22 protein-coding genes and 5 pseudogenes are annotated in these 25,680 nt (G+C 56.0%); 23 read left to right on the top strand and 4 right to left on the bottom strand.

Annotated features, from left to right (window positions below; genetic code table 11):
• Positions 1-2 precede the first annotated feature (2 nt).
• The 13 genes and pseudogenes from AC27IT_RS04355 to AC27IT_RS04295 form a co-directional block, all read left to right on the top strand.
• Positions 3-446: pseudogene (locus AC27IT_RS04355) on the top strand (amidohydrolase family protein); the annotation flags it as partial.
• A pseudogene (locus AC27IT_RS04350) lies at positions 447-740 on the top strand (acetaldehyde dehydrogenase (acetylating)); the annotation flags it as partial. It lies immediately after the preceding pseudogene.
• Positions 727-1,436, top strand: a pseudogene (locus tag AC27IT_RS04345) (hypothetical protein). The pseudogenes AC27IT_RS04350 and AC27IT_RS04345, both read left to right, overlap by 14 nt.
• Positions 1,437-1,439: 3 nt before the next feature.
• A pseudogene (locus AC27IT_RS04340) lies at positions 1,440-2,164 on the top strand (2-keto-4-pentenoate hydratase).
• Between the two features lie 56 nt (positions 2,165-2,220).
• Positions 2,221-2,415, top strand: a complete 195-nt coding sequence (locus tag AC27IT_RS04335; protein WP_007776590.1) for a 4-oxalocrotonate tautomerase — start codon at positions 2,221-2,223, stop codon at positions 2,413-2,415.
• A gap of 22 nt (positions 2,416-2,437) precedes the next feature.
• The gene (gene kynU / locus AC27IT_RS04330) at positions 2,438-3,721 is read left to right on the top strand and encodes a kynureninase (RefSeq protein WP_487091619.1); all 1,284 of its coding nucleotides are present in this window, start codon (positions 2,438-2,440) and stop codon (positions 3,719-3,721) included.
• A gap of 26 nt (positions 3,722-3,747) precedes the next feature.
• On the top strand, positions 3,748-5,193 hold the full coding sequence (locus AC27IT_RS04325) for an amino acid permease (protein WP_487091618.1): 1,446 nt from the start codon (positions 3,748-3,750) through the stop codon (positions 5,191-5,193).
• Positions 5,194-5,249: 56 nt separating this feature from the next.
• The gene (locus tag AC27IT_RS04320) at positions 5,250-5,819 is read left to right on the top strand and encodes a hypothetical protein (protein WP_483072573.1); all 570 of its coding nucleotides are present in this window, start codon (positions 5,250-5,252) and stop codon (positions 5,817-5,819) included.
• Positions 5,768-6,241, top strand: a complete 474-nt coding sequence (locus tag AC27IT_RS04315; RefSeq protein WP_487091617.1) for a hypothetical protein — start codon at positions 5,768-5,770, stop codon at positions 6,239-6,241. Before AC27IT_RS04320 ends, AC27IT_RS04315 begins: the two co-directional genes overlap by 52 nt.
• Before the next feature lie 140 nt (positions 6,242-6,381).
• On the top strand, positions 6,382-7,917 hold the full coding sequence (locus tag AC27IT_RS04310) for a spore germination protein (protein ID WP_487091616.1): 1,536 nt from the start codon (positions 6,382-6,384) through the stop codon (positions 7,915-7,917).
• 11 nt (positions 7,918-7,928) lie between these two features.
• Entirely contained in the window at positions 7,929-9,074 is a 1,146-nt protein-coding gene (locus AC27IT_RS04305; protein ID WP_025844148.1) for a GerAB/ArcD/ProY family transporter, read from the top strand.
• Positions 9,067-10,212: a Ger(x)C family spore germination protein gene (locus AC27IT_RS04300; protein ID WP_487091615.1), complete on the top strand. Its 1,146-nt coding sequence runs from the start codon at positions 9,067-9,069 to the stop codon at positions 10,210-10,212. The genes AC27IT_RS04305 and AC27IT_RS04300 overlap by 8 nt, the downstream gene beginning before the upstream one ends.
• Before the next feature lie 12 nt (positions 10,213-10,224).
• Positions 10,225-11,376 carry a GerAB/ArcD/ProY family transporter gene (locus tag AC27IT_RS04295; RefSeq protein ID WP_005829292.1) on the top strand — a complete coding sequence of 384 codons (1,152 nt, stop codon included), beginning with the start codon at positions 10,225-10,227 and terminating at the stop codon, positions 11,374-11,376.
• A 41-nt stretch (positions 11,377-11,417) separates the two neighbouring features.
• Here AC27IT_RS04295 and sspI read toward each other — a convergent pair whose 3' ends face one another.
• The gene (sspI, locus tag AC27IT_RS04290; protein ID WP_005829290.1) at positions 11,418-11,654 is read right to left on the bottom strand and encodes a small acid-soluble spore protein SspI; all 237 of its coding nucleotides are present in this window, start codon (positions 11,652-11,654) and stop codon (positions 11,418-11,420) included.
• Between the two features lie 191 nt (positions 11,655-11,845).
• On the opposite strand from sspI, the gene AC27IT_RS04285 reads away from it, so the two are divergent.
• Positions 11,846-12,499, top strand: a complete 654-nt coding sequence (locus AC27IT_RS04285; protein ID WP_005829288.1) for a potassium channel family protein — start codon at positions 11,846-11,848, stop codon at positions 12,497-12,499.
• Positions 12,500-12,501: 2 nt separating this feature from the next.
• Entirely contained in the window at positions 12,502-13,317 is an 816-nt protein-coding gene (gene rlmB / locus AC27IT_RS04280; protein WP_005829286.1) for a 23S rRNA (guanosine(2251)-2'-O)-methyltransferase RlmB, read from the top strand.
• 317 nt (positions 13,318-13,634) lie between these two features.
• Here the strand turns inward: rlmB and AC27IT_RS04275 are convergent, their stop codons facing one another.
• On the bottom strand, positions 13,635-14,519 hold the full coding sequence (locus AC27IT_RS04275; protein ID WP_283858941.1) for a LysR family transcriptional regulator: 885 nt from the start codon (positions 14,517-14,519) through the stop codon (positions 13,635-13,637).
• 428 nt (positions 14,520-14,947) lie between these two features.
• Between AC27IT_RS04275 and AC27IT_RS04270 the strand changes: the two genes are divergently transcribed.
• Together AC27IT_RS04270 and AC27IT_RS04265 are read left to right on the top strand one after the other, a co-directional pair.
• The gene (locus AC27IT_RS04270; protein WP_487091614.1) at positions 14,948-15,490 is read left to right on the top strand and encodes an NADPH-dependent FMN reductase; all 543 of its coding nucleotides are present in this window, start codon (positions 14,948-14,950) and stop codon (positions 15,488-15,490) included.
• Positions 15,491-15,531: 41 nt separating this feature from the next.
• Positions 15,532-15,765 (top strand): annotated as a pseudogene (locus tag AC27IT_RS04265) (alcohol dehydrogenase catalytic domain-containing protein); the annotation flags it as partial.
• A gap of 210 nt (positions 15,766-15,975) precedes the next feature.
• Here the strand turns inward: AC27IT_RS04265 and AC27IT_RS04260 are convergent.
• A complete protein-coding gene (locus AC27IT_RS04260) occupies positions 15,976-16,695 on the bottom strand; it encodes a DUF2225 domain-containing protein (RefSeq protein WP_007776620.1) in 720 nt (239 codons plus the stop codon).
• A gap of 455 nt (positions 16,696-17,150) precedes the next feature.
• On the opposite strand from AC27IT_RS04260, the gene pheS reads away from it, so the two are divergent.
• The 5 genes from pheS (at position 17,151) to larB (ending at position 22,666) form a co-directional block, all read left to right on the top strand.
• The gene (gene pheS, locus AC27IT_RS04255; protein WP_005829276.1) at positions 17,151-18,185 is read left to right on the top strand and encodes a phenylalanine--tRNA ligase subunit alpha; all 1,035 of its coding nucleotides are present in this window, start codon (positions 17,151-17,153) and stop codon (positions 18,183-18,185) included.
• Between the two features lie 15 nt (positions 18,186-18,200).
• Positions 18,201-20,624, top strand: a complete 2,424-nt coding sequence (gene pheT, locus AC27IT_RS04250) for a phenylalanine--tRNA ligase subunit beta (protein ID WP_487091613.1) — start codon at positions 18,201-18,203, stop codon at positions 20,622-20,624.
• A gap of 81 nt (positions 20,625-20,705) precedes the next feature.
• The gene (zapA, locus tag AC27IT_RS04245) at positions 20,706-20,981 is read left to right on the top strand and encodes a cell division protein ZapA (RefSeq protein ID WP_005829271.1); all 276 of its coding nucleotides are present in this window, start codon (positions 20,706-20,708) and stop codon (positions 20,979-20,981) included.
• 73 nt (positions 20,982-21,054) lie between these two features.
• Positions 21,055-21,921, top strand: coding sequence for an ATP-dependent sacrificial sulfur transferase LarE (gene larE, locus AC27IT_RS04240; protein WP_122952554.1), 867 nt, complete (start codon positions 21,055-21,057; stop codon positions 21,919-21,921).
• Positions 21,914-22,666 carry a nickel pincer cofactor biosynthesis protein LarB gene (larB, locus tag AC27IT_RS04235; protein ID WP_005829268.1) on the top strand — a complete coding sequence of 251 codons (753 nt, stop codon included), beginning with the start codon at positions 21,914-21,916 and terminating at the stop codon, positions 22,664-22,666. The genes larE and larB overlap by 8 nt, the downstream gene beginning before the upstream one ends.
• Positions 22,667-22,735: 69 nt before the next feature.
• On the opposite strand, the gene AC27IT_RS04230 is transcribed toward larB, so the two are convergent.
• Positions 22,736-23,110: a phage holin family protein gene (locus tag AC27IT_RS04230; RefSeq protein ID WP_005829266.1), complete on the bottom strand. Its 375-nt coding sequence runs from the start codon at positions 23,108-23,110 to the stop codon at positions 22,736-22,738.
• 197 nt (positions 23,111-23,307) lie between these two features.
• On the opposite strand from AC27IT_RS04230, the gene AC27IT_RS04225 reads away from it, so the two are divergent.
• Positions 23,308-25,665: an endonuclease MutS2 gene (locus AC27IT_RS04225; RefSeq protein WP_005829265.1), complete on the top strand. Its 2,358-nt coding sequence runs from the start codon at positions 23,308-23,310 to the stop codon at positions 25,663-25,665.
• The last annotated feature ends 15 nt before the right edge of the window (positions 25,666-25,680 follow it).

Below are 25,680 nucleotides of genomic sequence, written 5' to 3'. Positions count from 1 at the left end.
CTGCAGAGGCGGCGGAAGCGATGGCCCGGCTGCAAAACGATTTCATCGCCGACACGGTGCGCCAATATCCCGATCGGTTCATCGGACTCGGAACGGTTCCGCTGCAGGACGTGGACCGCTCGATCCGCGAGCTGGATCGCTGCATTCATCAGTTAGGGCTGAAAGGAATCGAGATCGGCACGAACATCAACGGGCAAAACCTCGACGATCCGGCCTTCCTGCCGTTTTTTGAAAGCTGCGCGAAGTGGGACGTGCCGCTGTTTGTCCATCCGTGGGAGACGCTGGGCCGGGAGCGGATGCCGCGCCTGGACCAAGGCTGGAACGTCTGGCCGCATCTGCGCGTGACAGAGCAGCCGCCAAGCTTCTATACGAAAAACTTTTACTTCGACTCGCTGAGTTACGAGCCGCTGAACATCCGGCTGTTGCTCGAACGGTTCGGCCACGAAATGCGCGACACCGTTTAGTGCGAAGTAAAGCAGATGGACGAGGCGGCGATTCGCCAGTCTGTTTTGGAGATCGTCGAGCAGGTGCAAGCGTACGTTCCCGGCTATCGGCTGAAGCAGGAGCCGCTGTTCGAAGAAAATCGCGTGACCGTATTTCTGGAGGTCGAAGGTGCGGGAGACTACTTCTCGCCCTACGCTGGCAATTTGGACATCATGACGGCTGCGGCTGTGCGGGTGGGAGAAGAGGTCGCCCGTCATCTTTTGGATGGGAGAGGGGTAAGCCTTGGAACAAAATAGCGATCGACCAATCAAAATGACAGAAGTTTGCTTGCGCGACGGCAGCCACGTCGTCGCCCACCAGTTCACGCGCGAGCAGGTGCAGGCCGTCGCCCGAGGGCTGGATGAGGCAGGCGTTCCTTACATCGAGGTGAGCCACGGAGACGGTCTGGGCGGCTCGACGATCCAGTACGGTCGCTCGCTCGTCGACGAAATGGAGCTGATCGAAGCGGCGGTCGCTTCGTGCAGGCAAGCAAAAGTCGCGGTGCTGCTCATACCGGGCATCGGCACGGTGCATGAGCTGAAAGAAGCGCAAAAGCGCGGGGCGGGACTTGTCCGGGTAGCCACGCATGTGACCGAAGCGGACGTCTCGGCGCAGGAGCGGGCAACGCGCAGACAGAGGTGTTGATCGCGGTGCTCGATCGCATGGGCGTCGATCTCGGCATCGACCTGTACAAACTGATGGATGTCGCCGAAGACATCGTCGGTCCAATCATGCCGCATCCGCAGGAAATCCGCAAAGGCAGTCTCGTCATGGGCTATGCGGGAGTGTACTCCAGCTTTTTGTTGCATGCAGAGCGGGCGGGCAAACGCTTCGGCGTCGATCCGCGGGATATTTTGCTCGAAGTCGGCAGACGCAAAGCCGTCGGCGGGCAGGAAGACATGATTATTGATGTGGCGGCTGAGCTGGCGAAGCTGCAAAGGGCGGGGAGATGACAAATGGCAGTGACGCAGGAAGTACAGAGAGAGATGGTCGAATATTTACTTGCGGCATACCGCGAGTGGCGCGAGGTGGAGAAGCTGACAGCCCGCTGCCCCGATTTGCCCATTGCGACGGCCTATGAGCTTCAGCAGCAACTGATTGCGCGCATGGAAGCGGATGGCGAGCGCTGCATCGGCTTGAAGCTGGGCTTGACCAGCCGGGCCAAGCAGCAGATGATGGGCGTGCACGAAGCGATTTACGGCTACTTGACGGACGGGATGCTCGCGCTGGAGTGGGAGCCGCTTTCCTACCGACGCTTCATCCATCCGAAGGCCGAGCCGGAAATCGCGTTTTTGCTCGGGGACGATCTGGCGGGCACAGCCGTTACGAAAACTTCCGCTTCACCCTCCCGGACGTCGTGGCGGACAATTGCTCCTCTTCGGCTTTTCTCGTCGGCAGCAAATGGGTAGCGCCCGACGAATACGATCTCGCCCTGGCTGGTGTGGTCATGAGCAAAAATGGCGTCATACAAACTACAGGCTCTGGAGCGGCCGTGCTCGGTTCGCCCGCAGCGGCGATGGCCTGGGCTGTCAACAAGCTGGGCGAGCGCGGCCTGGGCTTGAAAAAAGGCCAGATCGTCCTGTCCGGCGCGATCACGGAAGCGATTCCGTTCGAGCCGGGGGATGTCATTACGGTCACTGTCGACGGCCTCGGCAGCGTCTCCTTTGGCTGTCAGGCATAGACAGCCAACACGGGCAGCGACTTTTCGGACTGTCGAAAAAGACAGAGGTGGTTTTGATGCCGATTGTACAGGTGTCCATACTGGAAGGGCGAGACAAGGAACAGATCAGGCAAATGATCGAGGGAATTACCCAGGCTGTCACTGCCAGCTTGCAAGTAAAGCCGGACCAGGTCCGCGTGCTGGTAACAGAGCTTCCCCCTTCCCACTGGGGCGTGGGGGGAGTCACAAAAGAACAAACCCGTTTTCTGTAACGGAAATTTCAAGGAGGTTACGATGGCTCAATCATCCATTCCACTCAGCAAAAACTACGCGCAGCAACTGGATGCCCAGGACGAGTTGGCGAAATACCGCGAAGAGTTTTACTTGCTGCCTTCGATGTACCTGGATGGCAATTCCTTGGGACTGATGTCCAAACGAGCGGAGAAAAGCTTGCAGGACATTTTGCAGTCGTGGAAAGAGCTCGGCATTGACGGGTGGACAACCGGCGAGCATCCGTGGTTTTTCCTGCCAGAAAAACTGGGCGAAATGAGCGCATCTCTCATCGGCGCGGAGCCCGAGGAAGTAATCGTCACAGGCTCGACCACGGTCAACTTGCACCAGCTCGCCGCCACCTTTTATCACCCGGAAGGTAAAAGAACGAAAATCATCGCGACCGAGCTTGATTTTCCGACAGACATTTACGCCTTGCAAAGCCAAATCAAGCTGCACGGCTTGGACCCAGAGAAAGAGCTGATTCGCATCGCTTCGCGGGATGGCCATCTGATCGAGGAGGACGACATCATCGCCGCCATGACCGAGGAAGTCGCGCTCGTCATCTTGCCGACCGTGCTCTATCGCAGCGGACAGTTGCTCGATATCGAACGGCTGACCAAAGCGGCGCACGAAAGAGGCATCCTCATCGGCTTTGACGGCTGCCACTCGGTCGGAGCGATTCCGCACTCCTTCAGCAAATGGGGAGTCGACTTCGCTTACTGGTGCAACTACAAATACGTCAACGGCGGCCCTGGCAGCGTCGGAAGCCTGTATGTCAACCGCAAGCATTTTGGTAGAGTGCCGGGCTTGACTGGCTGGTACAGCTCGAAAAAAGACAAACAGTTCGATATGGAGCACACGCTGGATGTATGCGAGACGGCAGGCGCTTATCAACTGGGCACACCGCATATGCTGAGCGTCGCACCATTAATCGGCTCGCTGGAAATGTTCCAGGAAGTCCCAATCGAGAAGCTGCGGGAAAAATCGTTGAAGCTGACCCGCTACATGATGGACTTGATCGAAGTGGAGTTGGCAGGCATGGGCTTTGCCATTGCCAATCCGCAGGAAGACGAGCGCCGCGGCGGCCACGTCAGCCTGGAGCACGAAGAAGCCGTCCGGATTTGCAAGGCGTTGAAGGAGAGCGGCATCATCCCTGACTTCCGCGCTCCGAACATCATTCGCCTCGCTCCGGTTGCTTTTTACAACACGTACACCGAGGTGTGGGAAAGCGTGCAGGTGCTAAAAGCGATCATGCAAGAAAAACGGTACGAAAAATTCGAGAACAAGCGCGGTGTTGTCGCCTAGTCGCTTGGGCAAAGGAGTGTGCGCAATTGTCAAAGCAAAACCATTTTCAGGACATCATGGAGCGTGAAAAAGGGCTGCAGCGCGGGTTAACCACCCGCCAGCTAGCCATGATTGCCATCGGGGGCGCAATCGGTACCGGGCTGTTTTTGGGAAGCGGGATGGCGATTGGCTTTGCCGGGCCGAGCGTGATCGTCAGCTATTTGATCGGGGCGGTCATCGCGCTTTTGCTGATGGGCTGCCTGGCTGAAATGACCGTCGCGCATCCGACGACAGGATCGTTCGGCGCTCACGCGGAGCGCTACGTCAATCCGTGGGCAGGCTTCTCCGTCCGCTACGCCTATTGGTTCAGCCTGGTCTGCGCAGTCGGCACCGAAGTGTCCGCGATATCTGTCTACATGAAATACTGGTTCCCTGACGTGCCGGGCATCGTCTGGATCGTCATTTTCTCAGCCGTACTCCTTTATGTAAACGCTACCAGTGTGAACCTGTTCGGTACTGTCGAATACTGGTTCTCGATGATTAAAGTCGCTGCCATTATTTTGTTCATCGTATTCGGAGCTTATGTCGTATTCGGCGGTAGCGCAAACCCGGAGATCGGTCCGCAAAACTTCACCAACAACGGAGGCTTTTTCCCGAACGGCATGTGGGGCATGTGGATCGCGATCTTCATCTCCTTGTTCTCTTATCTCAGTATCGAAATGATCGCAGTCAGCGCAGGGGAAGCGAAGGAGCCGGAAAAAGCCGTGCCGATGGCGCTGAAATCCGCCGTTGTCCGTCTCGTCCTGTTCTACATCCTGACGCTCGCCCTGATGCTGATGATCGTGCCGTGGCAAAATGCCGGAAGTGATGCGAGTCCGTTTGTCAAAGTATTTCAAATAATCAATATTCATGGTGCGGCCGGGATCATGAACTTCGTCGTACTGACCGCTGCCTTGTCTGCGATGAACAGCCAACTGTACATTTCCACGCGGATGGTATTTTCCTTGGCGCGCGGCGGCTTCGCTCCTGCCAAGCTCGGGGAGCTGAGCAAAAAAGGCGTCCCGGTCAAAGCGCTGGCCTTGTCCACGATCGGGATTGCCATTGCCTCGATTATCAACATCGTCGCGCCAGACCAGTCGTTTGTCGTCATGATTTCGCTCTCCAGCTTCGGCGCCATGTTCGCTTGGTTCATGGTCTTTGTGACGCACCTGTTCTTCCGCCGCAAATGGGAGAAAATGGGCGGGCGCAAGCTCCCGGTGAGAATGATCGGCTACCCGTATCTGACGATTGTCGGAGCTGTTCTTTTGGCTTGCGTCGTACTCTCGACCTGGTTCCAGCCGGAGTTCAAGGACACGTTGACCATGGGCTTCCCGCTGCTTATCGTCATCACGATCGCCTACTTCATCTGGAAAAAGGCAAACCCGGCTGCCTATGAAGCATCCGTGAACATGGGCAAGCAAAGCGAAAGCGACAAGAAAGACATTTCTTCGTAACATCGAGACTTTCTCATAAGAGCGTTGACGAAAAAACAGGCAGGGGGGAATATTCATTGAAAAAGAAACAGACGAAGCGGGTGGTCAGTGCATGGCTTGCCACTGCGCTCGCAGCAGGTGCGCTTTTTCCACTGACGGCAGTGGATGCAGCCGGGGCAACCCAGACCAACAGCTTTGTCGCTTTGCGCACAGGACTGAACGTGAATGCGCCTGACGCACCGCCGCCGTATCCAAAAGGGGAGCACAAGCTGCTGCCAGGCGAACCGACCGAGCCTGCTGCGGGTACGTGGGGGTACGATGGCAAAACGGGCACGTTCAAGCACCCGACGGCTACGCCGGACAACGAAGGGCCGCAGCCTTTTGAGGGAAGCTTGCCGTACTTGGATCAAAACCAGTATCTCAAAAACATGAAGATCGAAGGGTTTTACCCGTATGTGGCGGGCTGGGGCCACAGTTGGCAGGCCACGTTTGACCTGAACGGCCGCCGGTATTTGTACGACTACGAGACGACGATGTACAACGTGTACGACATTACTGACCCGCGCAAGAAGGCGGCAAGTACGGGTATGCGGCCATGGGCGGCTACGGCTTCTGGGTGGTTGACATCAGCGACCCGAACAACATGAAAGCCGTGTCCCACATTGACATGCCGATGAGCGTGAGCGGAACCGAAGGCGACAACATCGACGTGACCAAGGTCGAGACGACGGGAATGGTCTACTACAGCGGCTATGCGGCGATTCAGCCGGGCACGCCTAGCCAGACCGTGATGCCGTATGCGTTCTACAACGCGGGTGTGCAAGTGTTTGACCTGAAAGACCCGAACAAACCGACGATTGGCGCTTACTTTGTGCCGAAAATGTCCGGTGAGTATTTGCGCAACGACGGCAGCGGTATTGAGCAGAGCGAGCATTCCAACCCGGTGCACAGCATTTTCGTCGAGTGGGACCGCAACCTGATCTGGGCCTTCTCCAACCACGGCATTTACGTTCTTTCCACTCCGCTGCTGGGAGAGCCGGTAAAAGGCTTGCCCGCAAGCAAACAATAAGTCGAGCGCAGCTATATGAGAGAGGTCCGACATCTGTCGGGCCTTTTTCGTTTCTTCGCATAAAATGGGTTTTCATTTCCTTTCTTGGGCACACTATCCGTACTCGAAATCGCATGCCCACGATCTAGGAGGGGAAAGCGTTGAGCCAGTTTTGGAAAGCGTGGCAAAAGCGGAAGGAAACCCTTCAGGAGAAGGCGTTACACCATCATGCCGATCGAAGCATGGAAAGTGTCTCGGATATAGAGCTTTCGTTGGATGTGGACGAAAACATCATCATGATCGAGAAAGAGCTGGGAAAATGCGACGACCTGGTCGTCCGCCGCTTTCGCGACAAGCGCGACACCGATTGCGCCATCGTTTTTCTCGACGGGATGGTCGATCGCAACATCATCAGCGAGTTTATCATTGTGTACATGTCCGATCCGAAAATTCCCGACGACCTCCCGGCATCCAATGAGCTGGAGTCGACGGACGGGCTGAGACAGGTCATTCGCAACATCTTGTCAGGAAGCGCCGTGCTCATGCGCAATGGCGACAACAAAGCGTATTTGAACAACACGCGGGGCTGGGACCGCCGAAGCGTCGACGAGCCGCAGACCGAGTCTGTCGTGCGCGGGCCGCGGGACGGCTTTTGCGAGACGCTCTGCGTCAATTCCGCCTTGATCCGGTTTCGCCTGAAAGACCCGAACCTGAGAGTGCGCCATATGGTGATCGGCCAACGGACGCAGACAGATGTTTACGTCATGTACATTGATGGCCTGGCCCATCCGCTGCTGGTGCAAGAAATGCTGGCGAGATTGGAGAAAATCAACGTCGATTCGATTTTGGAGAGCGGCTACATCGAGCAACTGATTCAGGACCGCCGCTGGTCGCCCTTTCCGCAGATTCAAAATACGGAGAGGCCGGACAAGGTCGTGGCAAACTTGCTGGAAGGCAAGGTGAGCATTCTGGTGGACGGAACGCCTTTTGCCTTGATTGCCCCGGCGGTTTTTTCCCAGTTTTACCAAAGTCCAGAGGATTATTACGAGCGGTTTTACATCGCGACGTTGCTGCGATTTATCCGCATTATCAGTATTACGATTGCGCTGCTGTTGCCTTCGCTCTACATCGCCTTTAGCTCGTTTCATCCTGAGATGATTCCTTCCCGGCTCGTCATCGCGATGGCGGCAGGGAGATCGACGGTGCCGTTTCCTTCGCTGGTAGAGGCGCTGTTCATGGAGCTGGCGATTGAGATTTTGCGGGAGGCGAGCGTCCGGCTGCCAGGGCCGATCGGACCTACGATCGGGATCGTCGGGGCGCTGGTGGTCGGGGAGGCAGCCGTATCCGCGGGTCTGGTCAGCCCTGTCATGGTTATCATCGTGGCGGTGACGACCATCGGTTCCTTTGCTTCGCCCAGCTACAGTGCGGCGATTGCCATTCGGATGCTGCGCTTCCCGGTCATGCTGCTCGCAGGAATGTTCGGCCTGTACGGAATCATGCTGTTTTTGATCGTCATCCTGATTCATTTGTCATCGCTCAAGTCGTTCGGCGTGCCCTACATGTCGCCGCTTAGCCCGTTGAATCTGAAGGGGATGAAGGATTTGTTCATCCGTGCGCCCCATCACTTGTTGAGAACTCGCCCGACGATGTTTCACATCCAGGATGAAATCCGCATGAGAGAGGATGAAAAACCGTGAGCAGGCAGGACGTGAGCAGCCGACAACAAACGTTTTCCTTGTGGCAGCAGACGTCCTTGATTACCAGTACGCTGATCGGCGTAGGCATTTTGACATTGCCGCGTTCCACCTCAGCCATCTTGTATGAAGCGGGCTGGATGTCGCCTGTATTCGGTTCCGTCATTGCCTTTGTGTCTGTCTGGATGATCGCAAAGCTCAGCCAGCGTTTTCCGGGAATGACCTTCGTCGAGTACAGCACGATCGTCTGGGGGGCCAAAAAAAATTCGCGGCTGGGCAAGTGGCTCAGCTTCCCCTGGATTCTCGCCTATCTCGGCTTCATGTACCTTGCGACCGGGATTGTCTCCCGCATCTTTGGCGAAGTCGTAGTGACTTCCGTTTTGCTCGACACACCGCTGGAAGTCATCATTATTACCATGTTTGCGCTGGCATTCATCCTCACGTTGCACGATCTGGATGTCGTGGCCCGGATCAATGAGCTGTTGCTGCCGCTCGTTTTGCTCCCTGTGCTGTTCATTGCGCTCGCCTCGTTTCAAAAAGCGGAGTGGAACAATCTGCTGCCGCTTTTTCGAGCGACCGGCCCGTCGCTGCTCAAGGGAGCTTACGAAGCGGTCTACTCTTTTTCCGGCTACGAAATCATGCTCATTTTTTTCGCCTACGCGCACGAAAACAAGAGCAAAGTAAAAGCTGGTTTTTACGGCATCGCGATCACGCTGGTCGTCTACACCTTGATCGTAGTGGCGGGCATCGTCGTCTTCGGCTACGAGGAGCTGCAGCGCGTAGCCTGGCCAACCTTGGAGCTGGTGAAGACCACACAGGTACCGGGACTGATTTTGGAAAGGCTGGAATCCGCCTTTCTGGCCGTGTGGGTAACGGCTGTTTTTACTACCGTGGCCAACGCCTACTACGCTTTCATTTACGGCTTGCGCCAGTTGTTCAACAGAGGGATGGGTTTTCAGCGAATCCTCTCGGCAGTCATGTTCATCCCCCTTTACTTTATCGCGCTGTGGCCGCAAAACATCGTAGAACTGTTTCGGATCAGCTCCTATTTGGGCGTTTACAGCCTCATCCTCAATTTGGGGATCCCTATTCTCTATTTGACAATGCTTTTCATCCGGGACCTGGGGCGAAAACAAAAGGAGAGGAATGCAGATGGCTAAAGGATGGCTTGGGCTGGCAGTTCTGTGCGTGTGCGTCTCTCTTTTGACGGGCTGCTGGGACAGAAGGGAGCTGGAGGAGCGCACTTCCGTACTTGCCATTGCGGTAGATATGGTAGAGGGACAAGAAGAGTTGTACAGATTGACTGTGCAAATTCCGATCCCGATCAAGATCGCCGGAAGCAGCGGACAAGGCGGCGGCGGAAATGCCGATGCGGTCAAGATCATGAGCGTGACGGGCCGGACGATTCTCGATGCCAACAACAATCTGCAAATTCGGCTGAACCAGAAGCTGTTTTTGGGCCATACCCGCGTGCTTGCCGTCAGTGAAGAAGTAGCGAGAAAAGGCATCGGCGACATTATGGACAGCTTTCGCCGGGAGCCGCAAATCCGCCGCCTGATGTGGCCGATCGTCGTCAAGGGGGAAGCGGCCACCTTGCTCAAAATCAAGCCGCAGCTCGCGCAAGTCCCCGTCGTGTTTCTGATGGACCTGATCGAAAACGGAGCGAAGATGGGCACGATTCCCGATCAGACGCTGGGAGACTACTTCAACCAGACCTCGAACAAGACGATGGAGCCTTTTCTCAACTACGTTCAGGCGAGCGCGACCGAGGTACGCTGGAGAGGCGTGGCCGTCTTTCGCGGGCACAAAATGGTAGGGACGCTCAACGAAGTGCAGTCGTGGTCGTTTTTGCAACTGCGAAACGAAGAGCGCGGGGGCGATGTCGTCATCCCGCTGCCCGGTACGGACAACGGCTATGTGACATTCCGGCCTCACTTTGTCAAAACGAGACTGGATTTGAAAGGAAGGAACAACAAAGGGGCGCTTGCCGCGATGTTTTCCTGCGAGCTGCAGGGAGATATCGTGGAAGTGACCGCCAATACGAACATGTCCCCGGAAGTTTTCATCCAGAAAATGCAGGGCTTGATTAAAAAGGAGATGGAGGAACGGGCGAAAAAGCTGTTTCACCAGTTGCAAAAGGAGTACAACAGCGACATTTTGAAGCTCGGGCTGGCGCTTCGAGCGCACCACTACCGGGATTACTGGGAGAAGCACGACTGGAAGAAGGATTTTAAAAATTTTCCAATTGGCGTTGACTATACGATCAAAATTCGCCGTTTAGGTATGGAAATGCAATAGGAGCCGATAAAGATGGGAAATCAAAGGGGCAACATCAGTACATGGCAACTAATCGCAATCCTGATTAGCTCGATGATCGGGGTGGGAATCCTTACCTTACCGCGTACCGCCAGCACGGAACTGCAGGAAGTGGGCTGGCTGGGGCCTCTCGTTGGCGGGTTGATTGTGGTTATCCCTCTTATGGCGATCATCTATTTGAGCAGGCAGTATCCAGGACTGACCTTTGTAGAGTACGGCCCGCTCGTCTTTGGCGGCCATCGGCACCCGTGGTTGGGAAAAATTCTCAACATCCCGTGGGTGCTTTTGTACCTCCTGTTTCAATTTTTGAATACGGCGATGGTCGCCCGCGGGTTTGGCGAGGTCATTGTCACGTCTGTCCTGCTGGACACGCCCCTTGAAGTGATTTTGCTGACTTTGCTTTTGATCGTCTTGTACTTGTGCATGCACGAGTTCGAGGTGCTGGTCAGGGTCAACGAGCTGTTGTTTCCGATCATGTTTGTGCCGATCCTCATCATCCCGTACGTGACGATCAACAGTGCGAACTGGTACAATCTGCTGCCGCTGCACATTGATTCATGGCAGGGAGTGGCCAGCACCGCGATTGGAACGTTTACGATGTACACGGGATTTGAGCTGATGATGATCTACTTCGGGCTGGCGATGCCGGGAGCGCGGATTTCGCTGGCGGCCTGGAGCGGGTTTGCCTTCACGATCGTGTCGTATGTGCTGACCGCTGCGGCGGGCATCGTGGTGTTTGGCTACGAGGAGTTGCAGCATCTGATCTGGCCGACGCTGGATATGGTCAAAACCGCGCAACAAACCGGCTGGTTTCTGGAACGGATAGAGTCGGCTTTTCTCACGATCTGGATGGCGTCCGTGTTTACGACGTTCGGCAACATGTACTACTCGATGATTTTCGCCACGCGGCTGTGGTTGAAAAAAGGGATCCGCTTTCAGCGAATCATCGCGCTGATCTTCTTCTTCCCGCTTTTTTACGTCGCGCTGTGGCCGCAAAACATCGTCGAATTTTTTGCCTACGCCCAAAAGCTGACGTATTTCAGCTACTTGCCAACGGTGCTCTTTCCGATTTTGCTGGCTGTGCTTCAGTTGATTCGTTCGCGCTCCTCGCAGCAGGTGGCAGAAGACAAAAAGGGAGAGACGTAGTGGCGTCTCTCCCTTTTGCTCGTGTTCGGTTGGCTTTCCAATTAAATCGGCTTTTCCGCTTGAGCGGGCAGATGGGAAGCGATAGTTTCGACCATCTCCTGGCGGGAGGAAGCATCGCTGTTTTGCCACAGCACTTCAAACAGGACGCCGAGACCAGGCAAGGTTTTTTCCTGGCCGCTTGCGATCGCATCGCTGATCGTTTCTTCTACCGCTCCGGAATCCGAGCCTTGCATTTTGTACATGATCGCTTGACGCAAATTGAGCGAGGCAATGTTCATACCTTAGCCAGCACCTCTCTTGTGAGAATAAATTCATGAGTTAGTATTTGTCTTCGCCGGATTGCTCATACCCCTTTGTCGCGAAGCGATTTCATTGGACACGGGCATCTTTTGGTTTCGCCTGTGCAAAGCTACGCTGTCTAATGCTATAATGCAAGTTATTGGATATAGGATCGAAGGAGAAGATCAGCATGTCAAAACAGTTTGCCATCATCGGAATGGGCCGTTTTGGTTCCAGTGTTGCCAGGACGCTGTACGAGATGGATTACGAAGTCATGGGCATTGATGAAAACGAAGAGCGCATCAATGAAAATATTCAGTATGTCACCCACGCTGTCGCGGCTGATTCGACAGATGAACGCGCCTTGAAGGAAATCGGCATTCGCAACTTCGACGTAGTGGTCGTGGCGATCGGGGTCGACATTCAGGCGAGCATCCTCACTGTCTTGACGCTGAAGGAGCTGGGCGTGAAAAAAATCGTCGCCAAAGCGCAAAATGAGCGGCACGGACAAGTGTTGTACAAAGTAGGGGCCGACCGCGTCGTTTTCCCGGAGCGGGACATGGGCGTGCGTGTGGCGCACAATCTCATCTCCGCAAACGTCCTCGACTTTATCGAGCTGGCGGAGGACTACAGCGTGGCAGAGGTCGTCGTATCGTCCAAGCTGGTCGGGCAAAACTTGAGACAGCTCGACATCCGCAGAAAGTACGAGGTCAACGTCATCGCGATCAAAAGCGGGGACAAATTCAACATCGCTCCAAGCCCGGATGAAGTGATCCAGTACGGAGACGTTCTTGTTGTAATCGGAAACAACAAAGACTTGAAAGCATTTGAGGAGCGGGCATAACGATGGCACATGAAATCATTACTTCAGTTCAAAATCCGCTGGTGAAAAGACTGCACCAGTTGCTCGATAAAAAAGGCCGGGAGGAGCAGGGACGCTACCTCGTCGAAGGCGCGCATCTGGTGGAGGAGGCGCTGAACAGCGGGGCGGAAGTGACGACCATCCTGTACGATCAGGAGCGCAGCCTCGATCCCGCCTGCCAGCGGGCATTGGCGAACCATCCCCAGGCTACGCAAGTAATCGCGGCGTCCGCTGCGGTTTTGGCCAAGCTGTCGGAAACGAAATCGCCGCAAGGAATCGTCGCGGCAGTGAAGAAGACGGCGAGTCAGTGGGACGAATGGGTTGACAAGCTGTCAGCCAAGGAAAATGCCCTGCTTTTGTTCCTCGATGAAATCCAGGACCCGGGCAATTTGGGCACGATTTTGCGAACGGCAGAGGCCGCCGGTGTGGATGGAGTCGTGCTGGGCAAGGGCAGCGTCGACATTTACAACGGAAAAGTCGTGCGGGCCACGATGGGCGCCATGTTCCGCCTGCCTGTCTTTTCGCGGGAGCTCGCTGCCACGGCAAACGAGTGGAAGCAGCAAGGCGGGCGTGTCCTCGTCTCGTCCTTGGCACAAGACAGCGTGTCCTACGATCAGGCGAATTATTGCGGCAAGATCGCGCTCGTCATCGGCAACGAAGGCCGAGGCGTGTCCAAAGAGATGCTGGCCTGCGCCGACCAGCTCGTGCACATTCCGCTGTACGGCAAAGCGGAATCGCTGAATGCCGCCGTCGCGGCGGGCATTTTTGTGTATGAAGCGCAGCGCAACAGAAGACAGTGACAGCAAAGCAGGGATACTGGGGAAAAGAGTCCAGTGTCCCTGTTTTTTTTCGTGTGAATTTTGGGAGGGCGATCAGCAGGGCAAGGTGAAAGGGGGCGTGCTGTAGTTTCTGGATGGTGCGATTTAGCTCGCGTGGCATTACAGTTTGCGCGGTATCACAGCCCGCGCCGCCTTACTGTCCGCGTCGCGCCTCGCAGGCCGCCGCGCCTCGCAGCCCGCGCCGCTTTGCAGCCCGAGCCGCCTCCCAGCCCGCACCGCCTCACGCCGCATCAAAGTCCGCACCTCACCACCACCGACACCCTACCTCACCGCGCTTCTCATTCCCCGGTTTCCCCCACTTCCGCAAAGTACCCGATGAGAAAGTCGCGAAACTTACGCGCAGCAAGCGATAAGTACCGCTTCTCGTTCCAGGCAATCTGGAAATTGCGCTGGCACACGGGAAACTCAATCCGCAGCAGGTTCAGCGGGGAGCCCGGGCCTCCGCAGTTGCCTACGAGCGCGACGCCTAGCCCCGCCCGGACGAGGCTGGCAATGGCGGTAGGCTCGTCGACCCGGCAGACGAAGTTAGGCGTGATCCCGGCTTCTCGGAAAAACAAATCGTTCATTTTTTGAAAAGGAAACCCTTCCTTGTACCCGATAAACGGGTCCTCCGCCAGTTCGCTCAAGCGAACGCTTTTCCTCCCCGCAAACCGATGTCCGTGGGGAACGGCCAGGTACACTTCTTCTTTCAGGAGGGACACCGTGCTAATGTCGGGCCGATTGATTGGCAGCGCTGTAAAGCACATGTCGACTTCGCCAGCCTCCACCAACTGCGTCATTTCTTCCATCGAAGCTTGCGTAATCCGAAAGCTGACTTCCGGATACAGCGCGAGAAACTCGCCCAGCGCATCCGTCAACCGATCCAGCGTCGACGTGGCGAGGTGAATGCTCCCTTGTTCAAGTCCGGCCAGCTCGGACACTTCTTTTCTGCCTTCTTCCAGCAGGGTGAGCGCCTTTTCGACTTTGTCCAGAAAAGCTTTGCCGAACGCATTCAGACGAATCCGGCCTCTGTGTCGGTCGAACAAGGGAACTCCCAAGTCTTCCTCCAGCCTCGAAATCGTCTTGCTCAGCGCAGGCTGCGCGATGCACAGCTCCTGGGCTGCCTTCGTCATGTGCTCCGTCCGGGCTACCGTGCGAAAATAGTGCAACTGCAACAACTCCATGCGCATGCTCTCCTTTCCTATATACCTGAGTATATGATCTGTATGATTTAAGATATATTTTTGTTTATATGTAAGTGATTGTAAAATAAAGCATGCAAGGAGCACAACACACTTTGGCTCAACGTCTCCCAAGTGACTCGCTGGGCAGTGTCAGAGTGGAAGAGTGGACAGAGGGGAGGCTGAGCGTCCAGAAAGGTGCCGCCCACCAGCAAACAGCCTAGCGAAAATTCGCCCCACACCTGCCTCGCGCGCCCGTTTCCATCCAGCTTTCCTGGTTCTTGGGGCGCTCTGCACGAGCATAGTATGGTTTTGTTATATGCCTATGTGCCGTAGCCGTATGGTGATAGGCAACGCGGAAGGAACAGGAAAGCCGCTCAAAAGGTGGAGGACACGAAGCGAACAAACATCGAATGATGGGAGGATTCTTCATGAAACAATTGCAAATTGGCATTATTTTGGGAAGCACGCGCCAAGGGCGGGTAAGCCCGCAAGTCGCAAACTGGGTGAAAGGCATTGCCGATGGCCGCGGAGATGCGATGTATGAAATTGTAGATATCGCCGAGTTTCAATTGCCTTTTTTCGGGGAAGGCACAGGCAATGAGCCTGGCCTGGTCGCTTGGTCCAAAAAGCTTTCCAGCTTGGATGGATTCGTGTTCATCGTCCAGGAGTACAATCACAGCATCACGGGAGCATTGAAAAACGCGCTGGATTCGGCACGCACGGAATGGAACAACAAGGCTGCGGGCATCGTCAGCTACGGATCGACGGGCGGGGCGCGTGCAGCCGAGCATTTGCGCGGAATTTTGGGAGAGCTGCTCGTGGCAGACGTCCGCGCGCACCCGACATTTTCGATCTTTGCCGATTTCGAAAATTTCCAAACATTCAACCCCGCCGAACTGCACGTAGATAAAGTAAACGCCATGCTAGACGAACTGATTGCCTGGAGCGGCGCATTAAAAACATTGCGTTAAACGTTGTTACCCAATCCGGAAAAATATAGGAGAGTTGCACAATGAGAGCAGCAGCATTTCGTTCAATAGGCGGACCAGAGGTCATGGAGGTCATGACGTTTCCCGATCCGCAGGCGGGTCCGGGGCAAGTTAGGGTCCGCGTGAAAACGGCCGGGGTAAAGCATTACGATTGCGCGATCCGAAGCGGCTGGACACCCCAAGGCATTTCCGTAAAGCTTCCGCAAATTCCCGGCAACGAGTTCGCTGGCATCGTGGACCAGGTAGGCGAAGGCGTTAAAAAGTCCGCCTCCCCTTGCTTGGCGAGCTCAGCGCTGACAGCCGCGAACTGATCTGCCGCCCGCTCGCACAAAACAAAAGGCAAAAAGGCGAGAGCCGTTCAGAGAAAACCATTCTCCGGCGCTATGCCTCCCGCTTCTCCCTGCGCCATGCAAAAGAAAAAAAGGCATTCCAACAACAAAGTTGAAATACCTGCATTCATGCCGCTATCAGCCGATCTTTTGCTCGCTTTTTTTCTCTTTAAATTCCTCGCGCGCCAGTTGCCACTGATCCTGCGCCATGCGGATGATACCGCTCTCAATCGTATGGTTGCGAAAAGCGAGCGCCTTGCCGAAATATTTGATCGCCAGTTCGAATTTTTCCAGACGGCGGTACAGCTCGCCGATCAGGTACAGCAGTCTGACCTCGGACATTTCCTTGTCACCGTGGGCATAGTCGGAGTGAATGTACGATTCCTCGTACTCGTCGACCGCCATCGCGATGAAGCGCAGCTCTTCCGGGAGATTGTCCATGTAGCGGTACAGCCAGGCGAGCCGCAAGTACAGGCCCGCTTTGACCGAGTGCGGCTGATCGGTCAGCTCGGCGGCGTAAATCGCCAGCTTGTAGCTGACAATCGCTTCCTGCACCTTGCGAATGGAGCCGAAATCTTTTGGCTGCCACTTCATGGAGATGTGCTCCTCGACGGCCTGTTTTTGCCACGGAGCGAGCTTGCTTGTGAACTGATCGGTGAAGGCGAAGCCGCATACCGGGCAGACGTTGACGGTATATAAAATCGGATTCAGCGACTGCTCCTTGAACGTGGTATAGAAGTCGCTGTCGCGGTGAATCATGGTAAGAGCGCCGGTTCTGATCCGTTTGGTGGAAAAAGTCGCTTGGCAATGCCGACAGACGCATGTCTTATCATAAAGGGCCGTAACCTTCTCGATCATGTCAAAAGTCCCCTTTCGGATTTGCGAAAATCGAACTAGGGAGAACAAGTGATATGTAACATTTGTATAATTGAAAGTTCTCTCTTGTTGCGCTATAATTTTCCTACATCTCGATTATAACGCAAAGCGATGACGGAGACTAGTACGCAGGTCCTATCTGTTTTTCAGGGAGAAGGTGCCACAGACTGCGAGCATCTTTAGCACGATAGCTGCCGAATTCACTCCGAAGCCGCACTCTGAACCGCTTTCGCGCAGTAGGAGCAGCCGGGTCATTCCCGTTACCAATGAGCTGAAGTGAGACAGAAGTCTCGTTCGCTGTTAGTGATATTGTCACAGCTTTGTCACGAAAGCGAGCCGTCTGTCTAACAAGGGTGGTACCGCGAGAAAAAAGTAACTCGTCCCTTTTTGGGGCGGGTTTTTCTTTTTTTATCTACAGAAAAAAGGAGCGATACGAAGTGCAAACTCGGTTGCAAGAAATGAAGGAGTCCGCGCTGGGGCAAATCAGCCAGGTGACGGAAGCTGCACAACTTCAGGAGTTGCGCGTCAAATATTTGGGGAAAAAGGGCGAGCTGACAGAACTGCTGCGCGGGATGGGCAGCCTGTCTCCCGAAGAGCGTCCGGTAGTCGGGCAACTGGTCAACGAAGTGCGGGAAGCGCTGGAGACAGCTTTTTCCAGCAAGCAGCAGGCGATTGAAGAAGCGGCGCTGAACGCGAAGCTGTCGTCCCAGACGGTAGACGTAACCTTGCCAGGGCGTCCGGTGCCTGCCGGAACGATGCACCCGCTCTCCCGCATCATCGAGGAGATCGAAGACATTTTCATCGGTCTGGGCTTCGAGGTGGCAGAAGGACCAGAAGTGGAGATGGACCACTTCAACTTCGAAATGCTCAACCTGCCAAAAGACCATCCGGCGCGCGACATGCAGGATACGTTTTACGTGACGGACGAAATTTTGATGCGCACCCATACGTCTCCGGTGCAGGCGCGGACGATGCTGAAAAAAGAAGGCAAGACGCCTGTGAAGATCATCTGTCCCGGAAAAGTGTATCGCCGCGACGATGACGATGCGACCCACTCCCACCAGTTCACGCAGATCGAGGGCCTCGTGGTTGACAAAGGCATCGGCATGAGCGATCTGAAAGGGATTCTGCTGACGTTTGCCCGCCAAATGTTCGGGGAAAACCAGCAAATTCGCCTGCGTCCGAGCTTCTTCCCGTTCACCGAGCCTAGCGCAGAGGTCGACCTGCAATGCTTCAACTGCGGCGGTCACGGCTGCCGCGTGTGCAAGCAAACGGGCTGGATCGAGATTTTGGGCTCCGGCATGGTGCACCCGCGCGTGCTGGAAATGGCCGGCTACAATCCGCAGGAAGTCAGCGGCTTTGCTTTCGGAATGGGGGTAGAGCGTATCGCGATGCTCAAATACGGGGTGGAGGACATCCGCCATTTTTATACCAACGACGTTCGTTTCCTGCGTCAGTTCAACCGAGGCTAGAGAGGAGAGGCAAAGATGAAGGTATCGTATCAATGGTTATCCGAATACGTCGATCTGAGTGGAACGACGCCCCAGGAGCTGGCTGAGAAGCTGACTCGCAGCGGGATTGAGGTAGACGCAGTAGAATCGCGCAACGCAGGTGTTTCCGGTGTAGTGATCGGGTATGTCAAAGAACGCAGCAAGCACCCGGACGCTGACCGTCTGAGCGTATGCGTGGTCGATGCGGGGCAAGGCGAAGACCTGCAAATCGTCTGCGGAGCGCCAAACGTAGACAAAGGGCAAAAAGTACCCGTCGCGCTGATCGGCGCAAAACTGCCCGGGGGCCTGAACATCAAGCGCTCCAAGTTGCGCGGCGTGGAATCCCAGGGCATGATTTGCTCGGCAAAAGAGTTGGGGCTAAACGACAAGCTGCTGGCAAAAGACCAGCAGGAAGGCATCATGGTGTTGCCGGAGGATGCGGAAATCGGTATGGACGCAGTCTCCTACCTCGGGCTGGACGACTACGTGCTGGAGCTTGGCCTGACGCCAAACCGCTCTGACTGCCTGAGCATGCTCGGCGTTGCCTACGAGGTGGCCGCTATCTTGGGCAAAGAAGTGGTGCTGCCGCAAATCGAGCTGACCGAAGACGGCGGGGAGAACCCGCTGGAAGTTACGATCGCAGCCGAAAACGAATGCTACCAATACCACGGCCGCCACTTCACGAATGCCAAAATTGCGTCTTCCCCGCAATGGATGAAAAATCGCCTGATGGCAGCAGGCATTCGCCCGATCAACAACGTGGTAGACGTCACCAACTACGTTTTGCTGGAGTACGGGCAGCCGCTGCACGCGTTTGACGCGGCGCAGGTTCAGGATCGCAAAATTGTCGTCCGCCTGGCAAACGCAGGGGAAAAGCTCGTTACTTTGGATGACCAGGAGCGCGAACTGGATGAGCAGACTCTCTTGATCGCCGACCCGGCAAAAGGCTTGGCCATCGCCGGCGTGATGGGCGGAGCCAACTCCGAGATTACGAACGAGACGAAGGAAATCATTCTCGAAGCCGCCTGGTTTACGCCAAAAACAGTCCGCCGCACCGCCCGCACACTCGGCATGCGCACAGAAGGCTGCGTCCGTTGGGAAAAAGGCGTCGATCAGGCGCGCGTGCAGGAAGCGGGAGAGCGTGCCGCTGCTTTGATCCAGCAACTGTCCGGGGCCAGCGTGTCCAAAGGCATCCGCTCCGCAGTCGTAAACGAAGCGAAGCCGGCCGTTGTCACCGTGACTTTGGACAAAATCAATCAACATCTGGGAACGAGCCTGTCTGCCGCAGACGTTTCCCCGATTTTTACGCGTTTGCAATTTCCGTTCACAACCGAAGGCGAAAGCTGGACCGTTACCGTGCCGACGAGACGCGGCGACATTACACTGCCGGAAGATTTGGTGGAGGAAGTGGCGCGTCTGTACGGCTACGATAACATCCCGACCAGCCTGCCGACTGGCTCGACCACGCAAGGCCAACTGACGCACGAGCAAAAGCTGCGCCGCACGATCCGTCACCATCTGATCGGCACGGGCTTGAGCGAGGCGATTTCCTACGCACTGGTGCACCCGGACCGCGTGGAGGCAGTTGCGGGTCTGCATCAGGAAAAAGTAAGCCCGGTGTCCCTCTTGATGCCGATGAGCGAGGAGCACAGCACACTGCGCACCAGCCTCGTTCCAAGTCTGTTGGAAACCGTCGCCTACAACAAAAATCGGCAAAATCACGACGTCGCCATTTTTGAGCTGGGCCGCGTGTTTTTGACGCGCGAAGAGTCGCTGACGCAGCTTCCGGAAGAGCGTCTGTACGTGGCAGGTGCGCTGACAGGGCAGCTTTTGCCGCAAAACTGGATGGGCGCGAAACAGCCTGTAGACTTTTATCAGGTCAAAGGGATTGTCGATTCGCTCCTGGCGCGCCTGGGCATCCGCACAGCCCAGTACAAAGCGGCAGCGGACATTGCCGGCATGCACCCAGGCCGTACAGCGGAAGTATGGGCAGGCGACAAACGATTGGGCTATCTGGGGCAAGTACACCCAGGTACGGAAAAAGCGTACGATCTGTCTGAGACGTACGTGTTCCAGTTGGATGTGGCTGTGCTGATCGAGGCGGCTGCCGAGGTTGGACACTACAGCCAGTTGCCTAAGTTCCCGGCTGTAACGCGCGACCTGGCGCTGGTCGTAGACCGCAGCGTGCCTGCGGGTGCGTTGGAAGCGACCATTCGCGAAGCGGCGGGCGAGCTGCTGGAATCGTTGACCTTGTTCGATGTGTACACAGGCGAGCGGATTGCACAGGACAAGAAGAGCATGGCGTTTGCTCTCGTGTTCCGCCACGCGGAGCGCACTTTGCAGGATGAAGAAATCCAGCAGGTGACAACCGCTGTTGTCGAAGCGCTGAAAAACAATACGGGTGCCGAACTGCGGATGTAAGATGGCTTGACGAACTCTGACATTTTCAGTAACCTAAAAAGGATACAGTAGAGCAAAGGTCGCAGTAGGGAGGAACCCCTCGTGCAAGGTGATGGGAAAAATCGTTTGACGGTGGATATCTTCGGCCAACAATACCGGCTCAGTGGCAAGGCAAGTGTCAATCACATACGCATGGTGGCCGGTTTCGTTGATGACAAGATGAACGAAATCGCGAACGGCAACCATCGACTGGACACCGCTAAAATTGCCGTACTCTCTGCGGTAAACATCGCGGATGAATACTTCCGCTTGCGGCAGGAGTACGAAGAACTGCTGAAGATCCTTCAGGAAGATGCAAATGATAAGCCGATAGATTAAGGAGAAAAGAGGGGCGCTGGCCTCTCTTTTCGCGTTGTGCGGCAAAAGCTTGGACAAAAAGGAGGGGCAACTCATGGAAGTGGGCAACCAACTGACTACAGATAGCGAAGACTGGACGCTGGCAGAAAAAAACGAGAAACTGGGAGCGGTCTTGCGCGAAATGGGGACAGTGCTGGTGGCGTTTTCAGGCGGCGTGGACAGCACGTTTTTGCTGGCGAGGGCGGTTGAGGAACTGGGCGAGGCAGCGATTGCCGTGACTGCCGCTTCGGAAACGTTTCCCACCCGCGAGTTTGAGGCGGCGAAGCGGCTTGCCGCCCAGCTTGGCGCACGGTTTGTCACAACGGAAATTCGCGAGATGGAAAATCCGAATTTTGTGTCCAATCCGGTGAACCGCTGCTTTTATTGCAAAGACGGCCTGTACGAGCATTTGGGCCGGATGGCCGAAGAAAACAAATGGAAGGCAGTCATTTGCGACGGAGCGAACATGGACGATCGCGGCGACTACCGTCCCGGTCGGATGGCTGCCGCCCAGCGCGGTGTGCGCAGCCCGCTGCAAGAGGCCGGGTTTTACAAAGACGAGATCAGGGCGCTGTCCAAGGAAATGGGGCTGCCTACGTGGAACAAACCGTCCTTTGCTTGTCTTTCCTCCAGGATTCCCTACGGCTCGGAGATTACGCTGGAAAAAATCGACCAGATCGACCGGGCGGAAGGCTATCTGCTCAGCCTTGGCTTTCACCAGGTCAGGGTGCGCCACCACGACACGATTGCGCGCATTGAGGTCAGCCCGGCGGATTTCAGCCGCCTGCTCGCACACCACGTCGAGATCAACAGGACGCTTCAGGAGATCGGCTTTTCCTACGTGACGCTCGATTTGTTCGGCTATCAGACGGGCAGCATGAACGCCGTGCTGGGAACGGAAGTGAAAAAACAGCATGGATGACGTCAAACGCATTTTGCAGCAAGTCGCTTCCGGACGGTTGAGCGTGGAGCAGGCCGAGGAGCAGCTTTCCGGGATCAGCCGCCTGGACTACGCCACTCTCGATCTGGCGCGTTCAGCGCGGACGGGATTTCCCGAAGTCGTCTACGGAGAGGGCAAAAGCGCCAGTCAGCTCGTCGGGATTATGGAACGGCTGCGCGAGCATCAAAAGCTCGTTTTGGTCACCAGGGCAAGCGAGCAGCAAGCAGACAAAGTCCGGAAGCGGTGGCCAGACGTCCAGTACATAGCAGAGGCGCGCTTGCTTTTGTCCACAAAAGAGCCGCTCGTGCCGGAGCGTGATGGCTACGTCGCGGTCGTGGCAGCGGGCACGTCAGACTGGCAGGTGGCGCAGGAAGCGGCCTGGACGGCGCGCTGCTTTGGCAGTGAGGTCAAGGTGATTGTCGATGTGGGGGTCGCCGGAATCCATCGGCTGTTCCAGCGCCTGGAGGAGATCAGGGGTGCCAGCGTCATCGTCTGTGTGGCCGGCATGGAGGGGGCGCTCGCCAGCGTACTGGCTGGACTCGTCGACAAGCCGGTTATCGCGGTGCCTACGAGCGTCGGCTACGGCGCCAGCTTTGGCGGCGTTTCGGCGCTGTTGACCATGCTCAACTCGTGTGCTAACGGAGTCGCGGTAGTCAATATCGACAATGGCTTTGGCGCAGGCTACCTGGCTGGGATGATTCATCGCCAGTCTGCACAACCGCAATAGAAGGCCGATCAAACTGAAAAAGAGCCAGCCCGCATGTGACGGGTTGGCTCTTTTCGCGTAAAGCGGGTCTTACGTTTCCTGGCGGTTTCCGGCATCCCCATTGCGCATGTCCATATGGGTCTTGATCGGAATGAACAGGTCGATGATCCCGATTACCAAAGACGCCAGAAGCGCTCCGATGACAGTCACATGGAAACCGGAGACGATAAACTGTGTCAGGTAGATCACGACAGCGCTGACGAGGAAGCCGATGATTCCGCGATTGTAGGGGGAAATGCGATCTCCGAACATGGCTTCCACGACCCAGCCCAAGAGGGCGATTACGACAGCGGCAAGAAAAGCAGTCCAGAAGCTGCTTACAGAAAACCCGGGTACCAGAAAGCCGACGAACATCAGGACGACGGAAGCGACGACGAAGCGGACGAGATGACGCATGATCGTCATGTAAACTCCTCCTTTTGGATTGGTTCATTTTCATTCTGGCTATTTCCGAGCCGAACTATGCCAAAGCGGGTGCGTGTAAAATTATCCTTGGAACGGCTGACATGATATAATGAGGAAATCGCAGTGATTGAAGGTTCAGACCGTTGTACTTATCCGCGCAGTCCGACGGTCGCCGGTGAGGAAATAAGGAGGATACAGTGGAACAACGGGTATTAAAAACTTTGGAATACGATAAAATTATCGCCCTGTTAGTCGACAAGGCATCTTGCACATATGGAAAAGAAAAAGCAGCGGAACTGACCCCCTTCGTGCGGCTGGACGAAGTGAAAATCGCCCAGCAGGGCACCGAAGAGGCTGCCACTGTCCTGCGCCTGAAAGGCAGCGCTCCGCTCGGCGGCATTCGCGATATCCGCGGTTCTGTGCAGCGCGCCAGGCTGAATGCGATGCTCGCGCCGATGGAGCTATTGGACATCGCCAGCACGGTCATGGCGGGGCGCCGTTTGAAGACGTTTTTGCTGGACATGTGCGAGGACCACGAAATGCCGCTCATAAAGCAGCAAGCCGAGCGCATCGAAGGCTTGCGCGAGCTGGAAATGGAAATTCGCCGCTGTATTGACGAAAACGGAGACGTCATGGACAGCGCCAGCATGGAGCTGCGCCAAGTGCGCCAGGAGATCAGGCAGGTGGAGTCGCGCATCCGGGAAAAGCTGGACCAGATGACGCGCTCCTCTTCTTATCAAAAAATGCTGATGGAAAACATCGTCACGATTCGCGGCGATCGCTTTGTCATTCCCGTGAAGCAGGAATACCGCCACGTGTTCGGCGGGATTGTCCACGACCAGTCCGCTTCCGGAGCTACGCTGTTCATCGAGCCGGAAGTGATCGTGTCGATGAACAACAAGCTGCGTGAACTGCGACTGCGGGAAGAGCGCGAGGTAGAGCGGATTTTGTACCTGCTCACCGAGCAAGTCGCTTTTGCCGTGGATGCGCTCGTCGAGAATGTCGATGCGCTGACCGAGCTTGACTTCATGTTCGCCAAAGCCCAGCTTGCCTGGAGCATGAAAGCCGTCTGTCCCAAGCTGAACGACCGCGGCTATTTGAACATGAAAAAAGCGCGCCATCCGCTGATCCCGCGCGAGGTCGTCGTTCCTGTCGACGTCGAGCTGGGCGGCGAGTACCAGGCGATCGTCGTGACGGGTCCGAACACGGGCGGGAAAACCGTCTCGCTTAAAACGATCGGGCTTTTGTCGCTGATGGCGATGGCGGGACTGCACATTCCGGCAGAAGAAGAGAGCGAGATGACGGTGTTTTCTTCCGTGTTTGCCGACATTGGGGATGAACAGTCTATCGAGCAAAGCCTTTCCACCTTTTCCAGCCATATGAAAAACATCATTTCCATTCTGGAAAAGATGGACGCGAAAAGCCTCGTGCTGTTCGACGAGCTGGGAGCGGGTACGGACCCGACAGAAGGGGCGGCGCTCGCCATGTCGATCATCGACCACGTGATTGACTCTGGAGCCAGACTGGTCGCCACTACGCACTACAGCGAGCTGAAGGCGTATGCGTACGACAGGCCCGAGGTCATCAACGCCAGCGTGGAATTTGACGTGCAAACCTTGCGCCCGACGTACCGTTTGCTCGTCGGCGTGCCGGGACGCTCCAACGCTTTTGCCATCGCCAGACGTCTCGGACTGCCCGAGGCGATCATCGAGGTGGCCCGCGGCTCCATCAGTGAGGAAGACAACCAGGTGGAGAGCATGATCGCTTCTCTGGAGCGCAACCGCAAATCCGCCGAGGCTGACCGACTGGCGGCAGCGGCGGCGAGAAAAGAAGCGGAGGAATTGCGCCGTCAGCTCGAGGAAGAACGCGCCCGGTTTGCCGAGGAGAAAAACAAGCTGATGGAACGGGCGGAAGACGAAGCGCGGATCGCCGTTCAATTGGCAAAAGAAGAGGCGGAGACGATCATTCGCGAGCTGCGCGAGATGAGAGACGAAGGCGTGGAGATCAAGGAGCACCGGCTGATCGATGCGAAAAAACGACTCGGCAATGCCGTGCTTGAGCTGGAGAAGGAAAAAGTGAAAAAGCCGGCCAAGGCCGTTCGCGCCACCCAGATCAAGGTGGGCGATGAAGTCATGGTCACCAGCTTCGGCCAAAAAGGAACCGTGCTGGAAAAGGTGAACAACGACGAGTTTCTCGTCCAGATCGGCATTATGAAAATGAAGGTCAGACGCGAAGACATGAACGTGCAAAACTCGATTACGCAAAAGCCGCAAGCCGCGCCGTACACATCCGTCAAGCGCAGAACGGCCAGCATTAAAATGGACCTCGACTTGCGCGGATACAACGTCGAGGACGCCATCCGGGAAATGGACCAGTTTCTCGACGATGCGCTTTTGGCTGGACTGCACTCGGTTTCCATCATTCACGGACACGGTACGGGCGTTTTGCGCAAAGGTGTGCATGAATATTTAAGAAGCCACCGCAACGTCAAATCTTTCCGCCTGGGCGGACAGGGGGAAGGCGGCGTTGGCGCGACCATTGCCGAACTGAAATAGAGATGTCGGGAGGAG

This window comes from Brevibacillus sp. YAE8, assembly GCF_057543335.1.
The sequence above is the reverse complement of the archived record's forward strand: the minus strand, read 5'-3'. Positions and strand labels throughout refer to the sequence as shown.